Origin of the sequence: Bradyrhizobium sp. CCBAU 11434 (assembly GCF_028128895.1) — a bacterium.
GTDB classification, from domain to species: domain Bacteria; phylum Pseudomonadota; class Alphaproteobacteria; order Rhizobiales; family Xanthobacteraceae; genus Bradyrhizobium; species Bradyrhizobium zhengyangense.
The window spans coordinates 209,279-224,072 of sequence record NZ_LBJX01000096.1 but is presented as its reverse complement, the minus strand read 5'-3'; the positions used below and the strand labels follow the sequence as shown (position 1 = coordinate 224,072).

Annotated in this window: 13 protein-coding genes and 1 tRNA gene; 7 read left to right on the top strand and 7 right to left on the bottom strand. The window is 62.5% G+C overall.

All coding sequences use genetic code 11. The features are described 5' to 3' along the window. Positions 1 to 37 precede the first annotated feature (37 nt). Together XI06_RS27910 and XI06_RS27905 are read left to right on the top strand one after the other, a co-directional pair. Positions 38 to 1,606 (top strand): AAA family ATPase, encoded by a 1,569-nt coding sequence (locus XI06_RS27910; protein ID WP_271606983.1) that lies wholly within the window; start codon positions 38 to 40, stop codon positions 1,604 to 1,606. A 151-nt stretch (positions 1,607 to 1,757) separates the two neighbouring features. Beyond that, positions 1,758 to 3,032 carry a DUF2130 domain-containing protein gene (locus XI06_RS27905; RefSeq protein ID WP_271606982.1) on the top strand — a complete coding sequence of 425 codons (1,275 nt, stop codon included), beginning with the start codon at positions 1,758 to 1,760 and terminating at the stop codon, positions 3,030 to 3,032. Positions 3,033 to 3,480: 448 nt separating this feature from the next. Here XI06_RS27905 and XI06_RS27900 read toward each other — a convergent pair whose 3' ends face one another. Genes XI06_RS27900 through XI06_RS27885 form a run of 4 tightly spaced genes read right to left on the bottom strand, consistent with a single transcriptional unit; the run spans position 3,481 to position 6,246 of the window. Beyond that, a complete protein-coding gene (locus tag XI06_RS27900; protein WP_271606981.1) occupies positions 3,481 to 3,693 on the bottom strand; it encodes a hypothetical protein in 213 nt (70 codons plus the stop codon). A 35-nt stretch (positions 3,694 to 3,728) separates the two neighbouring features. After that, positions 3,729 to 4,073 (bottom strand): DUF6527 family protein, encoded by a 345-nt coding sequence (locus XI06_RS27895; protein WP_271606980.1) that lies wholly within the window; start codon positions 4,071 to 4,073, stop codon positions 3,729 to 3,731. Next, positions 4,070 to 5,530 carry a ThiF family adenylyltransferase gene (locus tag XI06_RS27890; protein WP_271606979.1) on the bottom strand — a complete coding sequence of 487 codons (1,461 nt, stop codon included), beginning with the start codon at positions 5,528 to 5,530 and terminating at the stop codon, positions 4,070 to 4,072. Before XI06_RS27890 ends, XI06_RS27895 begins: the two co-directional genes overlap by 4 nt. Then, positions 5,452 to 6,246: a multiubiquitin domain-containing protein gene (locus tag XI06_RS27885; protein WP_271606978.1), complete on the bottom strand. Its 795-nt coding sequence runs from the start codon at positions 6,244 to 6,246 to the stop codon at positions 5,452 to 5,454. The genes XI06_RS27890 and XI06_RS27885 overlap by 79 nt, the downstream gene beginning before the upstream one ends. 252 nt (positions 6,247 to 6,498) lie before the next feature. Between XI06_RS27885 and XI06_RS27880 the strand changes: the two genes are divergently transcribed. From XI06_RS27880 to XI06_RS27870, 3 genes are all read left to right on the top strand, one after another. Further along, positions 6,499 to 7,572 carry an XRE family transcriptional regulator gene (locus XI06_RS27880; protein WP_271606977.1) on the top strand — a complete coding sequence of 358 codons (1,074 nt, stop codon included), beginning with the start codon at positions 6,499 to 6,501 and terminating at the stop codon, positions 7,570 to 7,572. After that, a complete protein-coding gene (locus tag XI06_RS27875; protein WP_271606976.1) occupies positions 7,544 to 8,056 on the top strand; it encodes a hypothetical protein in 513 nt (170 codons plus the stop codon). The genes XI06_RS27880 and XI06_RS27875 overlap by 29 nt, the downstream gene beginning before the upstream one ends. Positions 8,057 to 8,230: 174 nt before the next feature. Next, positions 8,231 to 8,509: a hypothetical protein gene (locus tag XI06_RS27870; protein WP_271606975.1), complete on the top strand. Its 279-nt coding sequence runs from the start codon at positions 8,231 to 8,233 to the stop codon at positions 8,507 to 8,509. A gap of 18 nt (positions 8,510 to 8,527) precedes the next feature. On the opposite strand, the gene XI06_RS27865 is transcribed toward XI06_RS27870, so the two are convergent. Beyond that, positions 8,528 to 10,117 carry a DUF6538 domain-containing protein gene (locus XI06_RS27865; protein ID WP_271606974.1) on the bottom strand — a complete coding sequence of 530 codons (1,590 nt, stop codon included), beginning with the start codon at positions 10,115 to 10,117 and terminating at the stop codon, positions 8,528 to 8,530. A gap of 100 nt (positions 10,118 to 10,217) precedes the next feature. Next, a tRNA-Gln gene (locus XI06_RS27860) sits at positions 10,218 to 10,292 on the bottom strand. A gap of 245 nt (positions 10,293 to 10,537) precedes the next feature. Here XI06_RS27860 and XI06_RS27855 point away from each other — a divergent pair. Then, a complete protein-coding gene (locus XI06_RS27855; RefSeq protein WP_237863506.1) occupies positions 10,538 to 12,316 on the top strand; it encodes an acyl-CoA dehydrogenase in 1,779 nt (592 codons plus the stop codon). A 148-nt stretch (positions 12,317 to 12,464) separates the two neighbouring features. Here the strand turns inward: XI06_RS27855 and XI06_RS27850 are convergent, their stop codons facing one another. Further along, complete coding sequence (locus XI06_RS27850; protein ID WP_237863505.1) at positions 12,465 to 13,712, bottom strand: MFS transporter; 1,248 nt, start codon at positions 13,710 to 13,712, stop codon at positions 12,465 to 12,467. Between the two features lie 300 nt (positions 13,713 to 14,012). Between XI06_RS27850 and XI06_RS27845 the strand changes: the two genes are divergently transcribed. Beyond that, a complete protein-coding gene (locus XI06_RS27845; RefSeq protein WP_237870351.1) occupies positions 14,013 to 14,771 on the top strand; it encodes an enoyl-CoA hydratase-related protein in 759 nt (252 codons plus the stop codon). The last annotated feature ends 23 nt before the right edge of the window (positions 14,772 to 14,794 follow it).

The following is a 14,794-nucleotide window of genomic DNA, read 5'->3' as shown; positions in this document are numbered from 1 at the left end:
ATCATGCTTTCAACCATGGCGTGGTGGTCGAAGTCGGATGAGCAGCATCGGCGACAAGAATGATGATTTCGACTTGCCGACGGTCGAAAACGATGACGTGTTGACGGGCGCGGCCGCGGATTCGGCCGACTCCGAAGATCAGCTGAAAGGGTTGCCCCGTGTTTTGCGGTACGCGAAGCTGATCGGGGACCACGCCAGCCACATCGAACAACGTCTCATCGCCGAAATTCACGAGCTGTGCCCGGACCTCGTGATGAGCATTAGTTCGGACGTTCCGCTCGAAGTTGACGCCGGACTTGCGCTTGCGGTCGAGCTCGATCGTCGCGCGGTGAAAGATAACGATCCGAATCTGCGCAGCTTGTCAGATTCTGTCCGATTGCTGTGCTTGCCCGCATCCCGCGAGGGCCTTCACTCCAAGCACTACCTTCGGGTCGCAAAGGCGCTGCTGCTGGCCTTCGAAAATATTCGCAGTCGGGATGATCGGCTGTGCTGCGAAATCGAGCGGCTTGCCTTTGGTTGGGCGGCTCTGCCAACTTGCGCGCATATGGTTGCCGAACACGAATCCGCCGCTGCGAATGCGCTTCGCCTCGGCTCGCGCATGGTGGACTATCGTATCGCTGCCGCATGGAAAGAGGGTTTTGAGTCCCAGAAGGAAGCGCTGCGCTCGGCCACGAATGCCGCGCAGAAAGACGCGGAGCCTTTGCCTCGAAACGCATCCGACGACGACAATTTGCCTCCGGATCATGTGATCGTCGCTCGTCTGAGCGCCGACGAGATGAAGAACTTCCGAGTGAAGGAACTTCTCGGGCCGCTGAAAAACGTCGTCAACGTGCCGCTGCCCCTCGTTACGGTGCCGCCGTTGCATGAAGTGCGCCGCAAACTGCTGCTCGAGTTTCCCTACGCAGAACGCGTCATCGACTTGGTCCTGTCTGATCTTGTCGGCCGCCGTGTCGTTCAGCTCCGTCCGATTATCCTGGTCGGCGAACCAGGCGGAGGTAAATCTCGATTCGTCCGTAGCCTGGGCCAGGCTCTGGGTCTGCACGTCTGGCGAACAGATTGCTCTCGGGCAGACGCGGCATTTGCGGGTACCGACCGGCGTTGGCATACCGCCGAGCCCTCGCATCCCTTTCTTGCGGTCGTCCGAAGCAAGACTGCGAACCCCATGGTGCTGCTGGACGAGCTTGAAAAAGCACCTTCCAGCTCGAACCTGTCGGTGGGCCGCCTGTGGGACTGTTTGTTGGCCTTTACCGACGCCGAAACGAGCGCGCGCTATCCCGATCCCGCATTGCAGATCAATGTAGATTTGTCCCGGTTATCTTTCATCGCGACCGTCAACAATCTGGACCCGCTGCCGGGACCGATCCGGGACCGATTCGTGGTCGCGACCGTCCCCAAGCCTGGCGCCGAGGACCTGGACGCCTTGTTGCCGGCCGTCATGGCCGACCTCGCCAAGGAGCGCGGGCTCGATCAACGCTGGATACGGCCTCTCGACGAGACCGAACACATGGCCGTTGCCCGACTTTGGCAGGGCGGCTCCGTGCGCCGGCTGCGCCGTATCGTCGAGGTCATCCTGCGCGAACGCGATCTGAGTGCCACGAGGAACTAATATGAGCCGTGAAGCCAACGAGAAGCCCGCTACTCAACGAAAACCGCCGCTTCCGCGGCTGCCGCGATTGCCGGGGATAACCCCGCCCTCGCCTCCGGATCATGCCGGAAACAAAGATACACTCACGCCTCACCATCAAAGGACCCATATCGTGAGCGACCCCCAGATCACCTGCACGAAATGCGGAACTGAGATCAAGCTGACGGAGTCCCTCGCGGCGCCCTTGATCGTGGCTGCCCGCGAGCAGTTCGAGGCGCAGCTTGCGGCCAAGGAAGCCGATTTCAGCCGCCGTGAAGAACAGCTCCGGCAAACGAAGACCGAGCTCGCGAAGGCCCGGGAGACCGTCGACGAGCAGATCGCCGCCAGGATGGCGGTCGAACGCACCGCCATCGCGGAGGCTGAAGCTAAGAGGGCCCGCTTGGCGCTGGCTGATGATCTCGGCCGTCGGGATCAGCAGCTCGCCGACCTGCAGCACCTGCTCGTCGCGAACGACGCCAAGCTTGCCGAAGCTCAGCAGGCTCAGGCCGAGATGCTCCGCAAGCAGCGTGAACTCGACGTTGCCAAGCGCGAGGTCGAGCTGACCGTTGAGAAGAAGGTGCAGGAGAACCTAATTGCGGTCCGCGACAAAGCGCGGCTCGAGGCTGAAGACGCGCTCAAGGCGAAGGTCGCCGAGAAGGAGGCCCAGCTCGCGGGCATGCAGCGCCAGATCGAAGATCTCCGCCGCAAGGCGGGCCAGGGTTCCCAGCAGCTTCAGGGTGAATCGCTCGAGGAAGAGCTCGAATCCCTGCTCCGGGCCCGCTTTCACGGCGACCTGATCGAGCCGGTCCCCAAAGGAGAGTTCGGCGGCGACGTGGTGCACGGCGTGGTCTCCGCCAGCGGCCAGCGCTGCGGCACCATTCTGTGGGAATTGAAGCGGACGAAGTCCTGGAACCCGGCTTGGCTCGGCAAATTGCGGGATGATCAGCGCGCAGCTAAAGCGGAGCTCGCGCTGATCGTCTCGACCGTTCTGCCGAAGGACGTCGAGGGTTTTGACCTGGTCGAAAATGTCTGGGTGGCAGGTCCGCGCTTTGCAATCCCCCTAGCTGTCGCACTCCGGCAGCTGCTGATCGACGTCGCCACAAGCCGCCAGGCACAGGAAGGTCAGCAGACCAAGACCGAGATCGTGTACAGCTACCTGACCGGACCGCGCTTTCGTCACCGCATCGAAGCCATCGTCGAGAAGTTCACTGACATGCAGAAGGACCTCGATCGCGAGCGCGCCACCATGTCGCGCCTTTGGGCCAAGCGCGAGGAGCAGCTCAGGGGCGTGCTGGAATCGACGGCCGGCTTGTACGGGGACATCCAGGGCATCGCCGGGCGCGCCATGCAGGAGATCGAGAGCCTGGACGTGCTGATGATCGAGGCGAAGGGCGAGGCTGCGGAATAGCACTCGGAAACCATCGAAATTTCGAGTTGCCCTGGTACGCCAGAGTGGTTGCTGGGGCCGCAGGAAGGGAATGCCCGACCCGTCTGTGGGCTATTGATATTTACGCTTTTTTTTGGTCCCTCCGCAAAAATTTTACTCAGATTCGTTCAGCATCCCCCGAGCGCCCCGAGCAAGAGCGGCTTCGGGCCTCTCTCGGGCAGCGGGATGACCGGCGGCGGGACATCTTGGGGCGTGACGAGGAGTCGCGGGGGCGTAAACATCCGGATCGTACGTCCGCGCGCCGGAGCGAGAGTTCGTCAGTGCTTTCACCGAAGTGAACTCGCCCATGGCGCGAGCGGCGTGGGTCCCCAAAAAGACCACGAGCGGCTTTAGGGTACGACGCGCCCTTGGCGCCACCCGCCATCCTACGCGGACCAGTTTGACCCACCGCGACCCGTCGCGGATGAAACTATCGGTCCTTCTTGAGCAACTGATCGAGACTTTCGAGCCCTTCTTTCTTAAGGACGGTGCCGAGCTTCGTATCGGCACGATAGCCCTTCGCGACCTTGTCGCCATACTCATCGCGCAGAGTGCCGACGAGCGTATCGGAGCGCTTCTTACGAATCTCGCCGTTCCGGTCACGCATGCGACCATCGAGTCCTTTCGGATAGTGCTTCGGCATTTAGGTGTCCTTTCGAGGTGACAATGCAGCGATACTCAAACCCAACGTACTTTGCCCTTCCGAAGCCAGAAGTGAGCTTCGCAGTCCCTCTTCAACCAGACTGACGGGTGAAGACTGGCAAGCCCATCCGAAGTCTCGGTCAATGTCCAGCAAGGCTGGGCGTCCGGCAGCAAGTTCATCTCCAACACTTTGCCGCACCCGCAGGGGCACAGCATCGCGGCCGACCAGGCATAGCCATCCTCACTGGCCACGTACAGCCGTTCGGCGCGAAGCCTATCGGGAATGTCGACAACGCGCACCGTGCGAAACGTTGGCGTTCGCAGGCCTAGCCGCGTCAGAAGCCACAGCCAGAGTTCAACAATCTGATGCCAGAGCGTCATAGGCTGAGCTCCGGCAATCCAAGCAGCGGCCCGGCATCGCCGCGGCCCACGAGCTTTGCCATGACCGGGCAAGGCGCGCCTTCAGCCACGCTCTCAATCTCATTCTCGGCGAGATTGATGCGCGTGATCGCGTAGGCGGCGTTCGGCTGGTTACGCGTCCGGTAGAGACGGGCGAGGAGCTCGTTTGCTGCCATCGCCGCCACCGTCATATTAACGCTGATGACCGCCGGCATCTCTTCATCAGCACCTTTGATGTACTTTTCGCGGACGCGCTCGGCATAGAGCGCCGGGTTCTGCCGCCTCAGAGCATCAGCCGCCACCTGCTCGACCGTGTAGGCTTCGCGCGATAAGAGGCTCGAGCCGCCGGGCTTCAGATAATGGACCACGACCTCGATGGCGTCGACCGTACCATCCGGCAGGGCGTGGATACGCACACCCATATCGATATAGGGGATCATATATGCCGCGCAGATGCGACTCATGACATCGCGGCCTTCGGCGCTGTCGACGCCACCCACCAAAACATCCGCCTCGGCGATCGCGAGGACGGATTTGCGCGAGACGAGATCTTCCGGGATCGGTACCGTCTCGGTGCCCAGCCCCATTGCCTGGACCGCGCGGCTGGCAATCTCGACCTTCGGCGTCTCGCGCGCCGCATCCTGCGCAGTCGCATTGACGATCCTGTTGAGATTCTTGCGCTCGGCATTTTGCGGGTCGACCGTAATGATCTTGCCGAAACCAAGCCGTCCAAAGGCTTCGTTGATAATGCTGCCGGTGCCCGAGGCGCCGGCGAGTGCTGCCGTCAGCCGTGCCATCTCGGCCGTCATCTGACGGCCGAAAGCCGATGTCGCGCGGCCGATCGTGTCGCTCGCGGTTCGCGGCGGATCGGCGAAGTAGATCTCGATATCGTCGCCGACCACGGAAATGCGCTCCAGCGGCTCGAACGTCCCATAAGCGTCCACGCTGCGGCCGAACAATGCGCCCGTCGGCATCATCACCACACTGGCATGGACGGCAACACCCTCGACGAGCGCGTGGATACCGGGAAACAGGCGGCTATCGCTCACGTCATCTGCCGGCGAGAAGCGGGCATAGTCCCCCGGGTGGCTGTGTACCTTGACGATGCTGAGATGCTTCGCCGCAGCACGATCGACAAGGTCGTCCATCCATTCAACCGGCCAACTGATGAAATCCTCGCGGCGCTCGCAGACCGCGTAGGGAACCGGATGAATCTCGCGTGCGAGAAGGCGATGGCGCGATGCGCCATCATGCTGGCCACAGAGGATCAGGGCCGCAGCCTCTTTCCCGTCGCCGGGAAAGAGGTGCGCCTTGAGGTGATCCCGCTGTTCGCCGGTGAGCGTAAGGGTGATCACCTTGCTCATTGGCCAAGCTCCCGGCTCAACCAGCCCTGCATGTAAGCGAAATGCGACTCGAGATTGTCGATACCCGGCTTCCATGCGGCGCCACCCATACGATGCCGCGACCAACGTTGCCATTGATGGCCATCGAAGGTCTCGTTCGAATCGGCGTTGGCGATCGCACGCCCCGTCTGCAGCCGCAACGGCGGGCTGAAATACGCCATGTCGAGCTGCGCGGTCGGGTAGCCGGGCGCGATCTCGATGGCGACATTGGCCTGCTGGACATTGTAGCCGTCCGGCACCCCCACCTGGTAGATCACCAGCCACAGCCGGAAGCCGGTGCCATCCGGCTTCGGGACCTTGAGCGTCTCCCAGACGAGACCGAGACCGACAAGAAAGGCGAGGTCTTCGTCGCCCAGCTCGAACTCCAGCCGGGCCTCGCGGCCGTCCTGGACATGCTTGTGCTGGGCGATGAAACGCTCAACGCCATGCTCGCGCAGATGGATGATTTCGTGCGGCTTCACCTCTTCAGGCGGGCCGTGGCGGCGCTTCTTGCGCAGCCGGTAGTCATCCACGGGCACGAGGCCAGCATTGGTGAGGATCTCCTCGCGGGAGATCTCCTCCTTCTCAGTCTCGAACGGCTGCTTGTTGACGCGGTAGCGGTACTTGCGCGCCTTCGGAACCGGGCGGCCCTCGCGCACATAGACCTCGATCTCGACGAGCTCGAGGATAACGCCATCGTCTTCGAGTACGACAATGTCGCGTTCGATCTCAACGATGTCATTCTCAACGACGTCTTTGTTCTCTGCCGACATGGCAAAGCTCCTTCGCTAGTGATTCCGCCCTGGATTCACAGCGAAGCGAAAATGTGCCATCCTTTGAGTCGCGAACGTGGGGCACACACCTCACATGCTGCCCAGCCGCCAGAGCTCTACGGCTGGCACTCACGGCGGTCCGGGTGCAACCGGGCCGCCGTTTCACTTTGCAAAACAAGGACTTGACCCAAGTCAACCTCTTGTTTACAAAAAGATAGTAAATACATATACTGTAAACCAACGGAGGTCAAGGTGATCGGTGAGAGGCTACGCATAGCTCGGCGAAAAGCCGGATTTTCTCTGCGAGACCTCTCAGAGCGTATGGACGGCCGCATCTCGCACAACGCCATCGCCAAGTATGAGCGCGGCGAGATGGAGCCCACCTCAAGCGCGCTGATCGAGCTCTCACGCGCCCTCGCAGTCCCGATGGAGTTTCTGGCGGCGCCGCTCGATGTACGCCTCGGCGAACTCGAATTCCGCAAGAAGTCCGGTACCAGCGCCAAGGACCGCGCCATTGTCGAAGCCACTGTGCTCGAACATGTCGAGCGTTACCTGTTGGTCGAAGAGATCCTCGAGCTCGACAGCGCCGCGTGTAAAATGCCGTTCGAGAAGAAGACTGTCCGCAGCTTCGATGAGGTCGAGCAACTCGCCATCGAAGCGCGGGCGGAATGGAATCTCGGTAACGCTCCCATTAGCGATGTCGTTGAATTGCTTGAGGAGCACGGCATCAAGGTCATGCTGCTCGATTTGCCCGAATCCGTCTCCGGCCTGACCTGTCTCGTTCAGCGTAGCAACGGGCCGGATGTGCCTGTCATCGTCGTCAACAAGACCTTCAACCTCGAACGAATTCGCTTCACCCTGTTACATGAGCTTGGGCATAGGCTCATGGAAGTTGACGGCATCGATGAAGAAAAGGCTGCGCATCGCTTTGCCAGTGCCTTCCTGATGCCCGCGGATCATTTGCGCGAGGTCATAGGCATCCACCGGCACGGCTTTGGCGTGGCTGAACTCGTCGTCACCAAGCACCTCTACCGGGTTGCGGCTACCGCTCTCCTCGTGCGTTTCCGCGATCTCGGCATCATCTCGCCAGAACAAGCTATGGCTATCTTCCAGACGACGGCACGGCATTGGCGCCGGAATGAACCGCAGCCGCTCCCGCGAACGCTTGGTGCGGAGTGCCCGCAGCGTTTTGATCGGCTGTGTTACCGTGCCCTCGCCGAGGGGGTGATATCGATTTCGAAGGCAGCCGACTTGCTTCGTAAGCCTGTTGCGGCCATCGCAAAGAAGATGAATGGCGATGAGCCGGCTGAAGATTGTTGTCAGTGATTCCTCGGTCGTCATGGACCTGGCAAAGGTCAGGCTCATCGAGCCTGTCCTGCAACTGCCTTTCGAGTTCATGATCCCCGACGTCATCTTGGCGCTGGAGCTTCTCGATCTCGGCGCTTACACAGCCAAGGGCCTGCTGGATCTCGGGTTCGTTCAGGGCGAGCTCGACGGCGGTGATAGCCGCCAAGCGCGCGACTACTTCGCGAAAAACCGTCGCCTGAGCCTGAATGATTGCTTCGCCTGGCGCTTGGCCGAGGTGCATAGGGCGATTCTGATGACAGGTGACGCCAATCTGCGTACCGTCGCGACGGCGGCAAAGGTTGAGGTCCGCGGCATCCTTTGGGCGGTCGAGATGATGCTCAAGCACAAGACGAGCCCGGTCGCGGCGCTCGCCAAAGCCCTCGATCATCTCGGTAGCGACCCGCTTGTCCGGCTTCCACCAGCCGAAACGCAAGCCCTCCGTGACCGGCTGAAGATGGGCTGATCAGAGGAGATCACCAGCTAAATACAATCAAGTTGTCATTTCCGAGATCGCCTTAAACTCTTAGGCATCGACATTACTGCGGCTCGCCGATCGTTTAGCCCGCGACGGCTGCGAAAACGGCGCGACCTCCATGCGCTCCACCCACGGGATAAGATTGATAGCCTGCGGTTCGAGATGGCCGGTGACCACCTCCAACTTCATGATGAACTCGAACAGGGTGTCGATCTCGTGGGGCTCGCAATAGCGCTCGCTGGTCTCGCTGTCGCCGCCGTGTCCGAGGAGGTCCGCGCGGTCCTCTTTCGTCAGCAGCTTCTTCTTCAGTTGAGCGCCGAAGAGATGGCGGACGGCGTGGGCACCCAGCCCCTCTTCGGTGATTTTGGCTTCCGTGAGGATCGGCTTGAAGAGCTTGTAGAAGCGATTACCGAGCGGCGACCGGCTGCTGGGAGAGTATAGGTCGGGGAAGAGCAGCTTTTATCCGAGGCCCCTGATCCTCCGGACGTAGTCGAGGAAGCCCAACCGAAGAAGCTCTGGATGGAGAGGGATGTTTCGCTTCGATTGGGGGTTCTTGATGCGCCGCCGCTCGTTGGCCGCGATGTGGATGTACGGCTTGCATCCATCGCGATCGAAGATGATGTCGTCCACCATCGCGCCGCAAAGCTCCTCGCGTCTCGCCCCCGAGTAGTAGATGAGGATCGGAACAAAATAGAGCGCACAGTGGAAAATCTGGGCGGCCCCCTGCTGGCCCTCCTTCCCGAGATCGTCCCAATCGGCGCAGTTGATGAACGGAGGCGTCTGGAAGATCGCCTTCGCGCGGTCGATGGGGAGCTTGCGCCTCTCATCGCGGGCCCGCTTGTTCTTGCCGCGGCTCTTCGCACGCAGCTTGGTCAGATCGATAGTTTCCAGGCTCCTCACGCCGCGCGCCGTGGCGTGGTCGAAGATCTGGCCAAGGAAGGTCGCATGGCGATTGAGAGTTCCGCCACTGATCCCGCGCTTGGCGTGCACGACGGATCGCCCCTTCTCACGAAGCTGCTCGATCGTCAGTTGCTCGTCACGAACAGACTTGCCGTAGTGCTTGTAGATGTCGAAACGGAGGAAATCGACGAATTTGCCGACGTGCTCCTGGCGTAACAGGCTCAGATCGAGAATGCGCTGATCCTGGACCATGAACTTGACGAACAGGTTTGCGATGCTCTTGGCCTGCCGCTGGGTTTTGTCATCCCAGTTATTGTCGGCAGCATTCAGCTGAGCGACGCGATCCGCGAACTGCAGGAAATCTTCCATGGGAGTGAATTGCTGGACGATCGGTGCGTCCACCCTCGGTGGATCATCGCGGCGATCCAACACGTGGCCTGCCGTAGAAATTATCGGTCTCAGTGAATCGTTCTTCGCAAGCAGCAGACGATCCACCAGCCCTTCGTCCTCGACCCTCGCCCCGCCGTAACGGCGTTCGGACTGAGCCAGGGCAAGCCTCATTCCGCGGAAGTACGTTCCCTGCGCGACGTCCAAGTTCATGGCGGTAGGCACCGCCTGCACGCCTTCGATCATTTGCCGAAGGACGTGATGCTTGGTCGGCACCATGTCGTTGGCCCGGAGCATCGTCAGGTGATCCTTGACGGCCTCGACGTCAACCTCCGAGAGGCCTTCCGCGAGCATGCGGTCCCGATCCTCCGGACGCACAAAGGCACCCGGCCCTTGGCCGTCGAGCAGCGTGTAGGTCCACAAGGCCCGCAGATCGTCTGCCTTAGCGCGGTCGACGACGAAGCCTGGCCCACTTTTGGCGGCGAGAGCGACCCGCTCGAGTTTGGCCAAATGCTTTTCAACGACAGCATGAAGCATTGTCTCAATTTGAGACCGCGTCAGATGCGGGTCGGCGCCATCGGCAAGCATCGCAAGGTCATCCAAGAAGAGGTTCACTTGAGTGGCCAGACGGCGAGCGGCCGCCCGGTTCGTCGTTTTCAGGCTCATAGAAAGATGCGGGCGGCCGAGCACGCTGGCAAGCGCCCGAGGGGTACGGCGCCGCCAATAGTAAACGGCTTGGCGCCGAAAGATGTGGAAAGCCATTGCGAGCGACACCCTGTGCAGCAGTGATGTGTCGCAGCGCTGTGCAGCAGCGCCCCAGCTAGGCCGGTTTCGTCAGCAATTTCAGGGGAAGCGGAGCCTCTGGCTGGGGCGGGAGGGATCGAACCTCCGAATGGCGGAATCAAAATCCGCTGCCTTACCGCTTGGCTACGCCCCATCAGGCAACCACGGGAACGGCGGACGAGCTGGCACCCGCAGATTCCCTTTGGTCGCAGCCGGTCTATAGGGTGCGGCGCGGCATTTCAACCGCCTGGAGGGGCAAAATACCACCGTCCGGGGCGCGGTCGCGCCACACCTTAATATAGGCGGGGGCAAAGGCCCGATGCGGTCCCGTATCGCACCCATTGAGGCCTCAGCCATTTCATGGGAATACGACGGCAAACCTGTCCTCGGGAGTGAGCCATGACCTACCGCGCGCCGATCTCTGACATGCTGCTGTCGCTCAACCATGGCGCCGGCCTCAAGGCCGCCGTGGACGCCGGCCATTACGGCGATTTCGACGCTGACATTGCTGCTGCCGTGCTGGAAGAGGCCGGCAAGTTCGCGACCGATGTGCTGGCACCGCTGAACAAGGTCGGCGACGAGCACGGCATCAAGCTCGATGCCGGCAAGGTGACGACTGCGCCGGGCTGGCCGGACGCCTACAAGCGCTGGACCGAAGGCGGCTGGAACGCGGTTTCGGGCCCGGAAGGTTTTGGCGGCCAGGGCCTGCCGATGGCGATCAACGCCGCCTGCACCGAGATCTGGAGCGCCGCCAACGTCGCGTTCGGCCTCTGTCCGCTGCTGACGGCCTCCGCGATCGAGGCGCTGGACGCGCATGGCAGCGACGAGCTGAAAAAGATCTATCTCGAAAAGCTCGTCACCGGCGAATGGACCGGCACGATGCAGCTGACCGAGTCGCAGGCCGGCTCCGATGTCGGCGCACTGCGCACCCGCGCCGAAAAGCAGGCGGACGGCACCTATCGCATCAAGGGGACGAAGATCTTCATCACCTATGGCGAGCACGACATGACCGACAACATCGTGCATTTCGTGCTGGCGCGCCTGCCCGATGCGCCCGCGGGCACCAAGGGGATCTCGCTGTTCCTGGTGCCGAAATTCATGGTCAATGCCGACGGCTCGCTTGGCGCGCGCAATGATATCTTTGCCTCGGGCGTCGAGCACAAGCTCGGCATGCACGCCTCCCCTACTTGCACCATGACCATGGGCGACCATGGCGGCGCGATCGGATTCCTGATCGGCGAAGAGAACCAGGGCATGCGCTGCATGTTCACGATGATGAACCAGGCCCGTCTCGGCGTCGGCCTCGAAGGCGTCGGCGTCGCCGATCGCGCCTATCAGCTGGCGCTGTCTTATGCGCAGGAGCGCAAGCAGGGCCGCGCCATCGGCAAGAAGGGCGACGGCTCGGATGCGATCTTCGTGCATCCCGACGTCAAGCGCATGCTGATGCGGATGCGGGCCCAGACTGCGGCCGCGCGCACCATCTGCTATGCGACCGCGGTCGCACTCGACGTCTCCATGCGCGCCAGGGATCCGAAGGTGCGCACTGAAGCCGCCGCACGCGCCGCGCTGCTGACGCCGATGGCGAAGGGCTATTCCACCGATATCGGCAACGAGGTCGCCTATCTCGGCGTGCAGATCCATGGCGGCATGGGCTTCATCGAGGAGACCGGCGCCGCCCAGCATTATCGCGATGCCCGCATCACCGCGATCTACGAAGGCACCAACGGCATCCAGGCGATCGACCTCGTCACGCGCAAGCTCGCCGCCAATGGCGGTGCATCGGTGTGGGCGCTGCTCGATGAGCTCTCAGCCATTGTGAAGCAGGTCGAGGCGTCCAACGATCCCGCCTTCGGCACCACGGGCGTGAAACTGCGCGAGGCGCTGGAGGCCTTGAGGCGCACGAGCAAGTGGCTGCTCGAGCGCGTCACGTCTGCGCCGAACGAAGCGCTGGCCGGCGCGACGCCGTATCTGCAGCAGTTCGGTGCCACGCTCGGCGGCTGCATGCTGGCCTCCGAGGCGCTTGCCGCGAAGAGTGAAGGTGTTGCGGATGCGCAGCGCTACGTCTCGCTCGCGCGCTTCTTCGCCGAGAACATCACCGTGCAGGCAGGCGCGCTCGAGCGCACCGTGACGGAGAGCGCGGAGTCGGTCGCGGCGGCGGATGCGGTGCTGTTGGGGTAGACCCGTCATCCCCGCGCAGTGGCGAAGCCATTGTCGCTGGTACGAGCCATGCGACGCAAAGCGCCGCGTGGGGAGCCTCGAAGGATGACCGGCCGAGATGTTGCAGCCGGGCCGTCGCCCTTCGAGGGACGCTGAAGAAGCGGCCACCTCAGGGTGACGGTGATAGATTGCGCGTCTGCTCCGCCCTCTTCCCCGGCCGCCACAGCACGATGCCGGCGGCGACGACATCGAGCACCACGCACATCGCAAAGGCCATGGTGTAATCGCCGCTCACGCTGCGCACGAGGCCGACGAGGCCGGGACCGAATGCGCTGACAATGCCGCTGATCGACGTTCCCAGCCCCATCGCGGCAGCGAAGGCCGCACTGCCGATCTCGCGCTGGATGATCAGGGGCGGAAACGTGATCATGTTGCCGATCGAGAAGCCGTAGACCGCGCAGCACAACAGCAGCACGATCGGGCTCTGGCTTTGCAGCAGCACAAGCAGAGCCGCAGCCTGGCTGATCATCGACGCCGAGCAGGCAAGCCGCGGATCGAGCCGGTCGACGAACAGGCCGAGCGTGAGCCGGCCGACGACCGCCATCGCGGCCATGATGGTGACCGCGAGGCCCGCACTGGCGCGGCCGATCAATGGTTCGAGAAACGTCACCTGGTGGATGATGAATCCCATCTGCGCCAGCAGCGCGATCGCGATCGGCAGCACCATGGTCCAGAATGATGCATTGGCGAGCAGCGTCCGGCGCGAATGACGCGCGGCCTTGCCCCCGCCGGAAGCACCTGCCGCATGCAGCGACGCGCCGACCGGCCAACCGGTGAAGACGACAACCACCGGCAATACCAGCACCACCATCACGACGGTCGCCGCCAGCATGGCCGAACGGAAGCCGATGCTGGTGCTCAGCGCCAGCAGGACGGGAACGAGGATGATGCCGCCGCAAGTGGCGCCGTTGAAGGCGAGGCTGAGCGCGAGCCCGCGCCGTCGCTCGAACCAGGAGTTCAGCACGGTGGCGATCACCACCGAGCCCATTCCGGTCCAGCCGACCGACATCAGCGCATAGGCGAGATAAAGCTGCCACGGCAACTGCATCAGCCCGAGCAGTGCGGTCGATGCACCAAGCGCGGCCAGCCCGCACAGGATCAGCGCGCGCAACCCGATGCGGACGAGCAGATCGTCGGTAAAGATCACGAGGACGGCGCTCAGCAGGAACGAGAAGGTGCTGGCCGAGGACACCAGCGTGCCGGACCAGCCATGAGCGCGCTGGAGCTCGGCGAGATACACGCCCTGGCCATACAGGCCAAAGCCGAACATGAAGAAGGCCATCAGGAAGCAGGCCAGCACCACGCGCCAGCCGCGGTAACGCAGCGAGGACTCGTCAACCTCCGTTGCGGCGATCATCGTCAAATATCGGCCTGATGGAACGAAACAGCTGATCGTGACGTACAACCACCGGTTTTTCAAATGAAACGTTGTAGCCAATTGTTGCAATGCGCAAATCGTCGCAGGAGGCGCGATGCAGCCTTCGCTGCTGGTTTGTTCCCCGACGCATGCCGCCATCTGGCGGGTGTCATGCAACCACTCGACGGCATCACTGCCGAAATGATCGCGCGGCAGGATTGGCACGCCTGCGGGATCATGTAGGCTCAGCTGTGCAAGACTCGCCAACGGCAGGCGCCGCGGCGATCGCAGGGAGTGCTCATGCCGAACGGCAACATCATCGTCACCGACGAGCGCGGCACACGCGTCATCACCCTGCGCCGTCCCGGCAAGAAGAACGCGATCACGCAGCACATGTATCGCGAGATGAGCCGCGCGATCGACACCGCGCAGAACAACCCCGACATTCGCTGCATGATCATCACCGGCGGCTCCGGCGTGTTCACCGCCGGCGACGACATCGATGACTTCATGCACGCCGATGCGGCGCGTCCGGAGACGTTGTCGGACGGTGTCAAATTCCTCTATTCGCTGGCGCTCAACGTCAAGCCGATCATCGCCGCCGTGGACGGCGCCTCGATCGGCATGGGCACCGTGATGCTGTTTCACTGCGACTATGTGCTCGCTTCCAACGCCGCGACCTTTTCGGCGCCCTACATCAATCTCGGGCTCGTGCCGGTCGGTGCCGCGAGCCTCCTGATGCCGAGCACCATGGGTTACCAGCGCGCCTTCGCCATGCTGGCGATGGGCCGCAGCTTCACCGCCGCCGAGGCCCATGCCGCCGGCTTCGTCAATACCGTGGTCTCGCCGGGACATACCGAGGTGGAGGCCCGCAAGGTCGCGCGCGAGATCTGCCGGCTGCCGGCCGAGGCCGTCGCAACCTCGCGCAAATTGCTGCGCACCCCGCCGGAAGAGCTCACCCGCCGCATCGATCAGGAGGGCCATCTGTTCGGCGAGCGGCTGAAATCGGATGAAGCTGTCGCCGCGTTCAATGCGTTTGCGAACAGGAAGAAGCGGTAGGGGCCGTCATTCCGGGGCGCCCG

Excerpts from the sequence above, each read along its gene's own strand:
- XI06_RS27910 (WP_271606983.1), top strand. The coding sequence starts at position 38 with ATGAGCAGCATCGGCGACAAGAATGATGATTTCGACTTGCCGACGGTC.
- XI06_RS27900 (WP_271606981.1), bottom strand. The coding sequence starts at position 3,693 with ATGCCGAAGCACTATCCGAAAGGACTCGATGGTCGCATGCGTGACCGG.
- XI06_RS27895 (WP_271606980.1), bottom strand. The coding sequence starts at position 4,073 with ATGACGCTCTGGCATCAGATTGTTGAACTCTGGCTGTGGCTTCTGACG.
- XI06_RS27890 (WP_271606979.1), bottom strand. The coding sequence starts at position 5,530 with ATGGAAGCCGGGTATCGACAATCTCGAGTCGCATTTCGCTTACATGCA.
- XI06_RS27885 (WP_271606978.1), bottom strand. The coding sequence starts at position 6,246 with ATGTCGGCAGAGAACAAAGACGTCGTTGAGAATGACATCGTTGAGATC.
- XI06_RS27875 (WP_271606976.1), top strand. The coding sequence starts at position 7,544 with ATGAGCCGGCTGAAGATTGTTGTCAGTGATTCCTCGGTCGTCATGGAC.
- XI06_RS27870 (WP_271606975.1), top strand. The coding sequence starts at position 8,231 with ATGGCCGGTGACCACCTCCAACTTCATGATGAACTCGAACAGGGTGTC.
- XI06_RS27865 (WP_271606974.1), bottom strand. The coding sequence starts at position 10,117 with ATGGCTTTCCACATCTTTCGGCGCCAAGCCGTTTACTATTGGCGGCGC.
- XI06_RS27855 (WP_237863506.1), top strand. The coding sequence starts at position 10,538 with ATGACCTACCGCGCGCCGATCTCTGACATGCTGCTGTCGCTCAACCAT.
- XI06_RS27850 (WP_237863505.1), bottom strand. The coding sequence starts at position 13,712 with ATGATCGCCGCAACGGAGGTTGACGAGTCCTCGCTGCGTTACCGCGGC.
- XI06_RS27845 (WP_237870351.1), top strand. The coding sequence starts at position 14,013 with ATGCCGAACGGCAACATCATCGTCACCGACGAGCGCGGCACACGCGTC.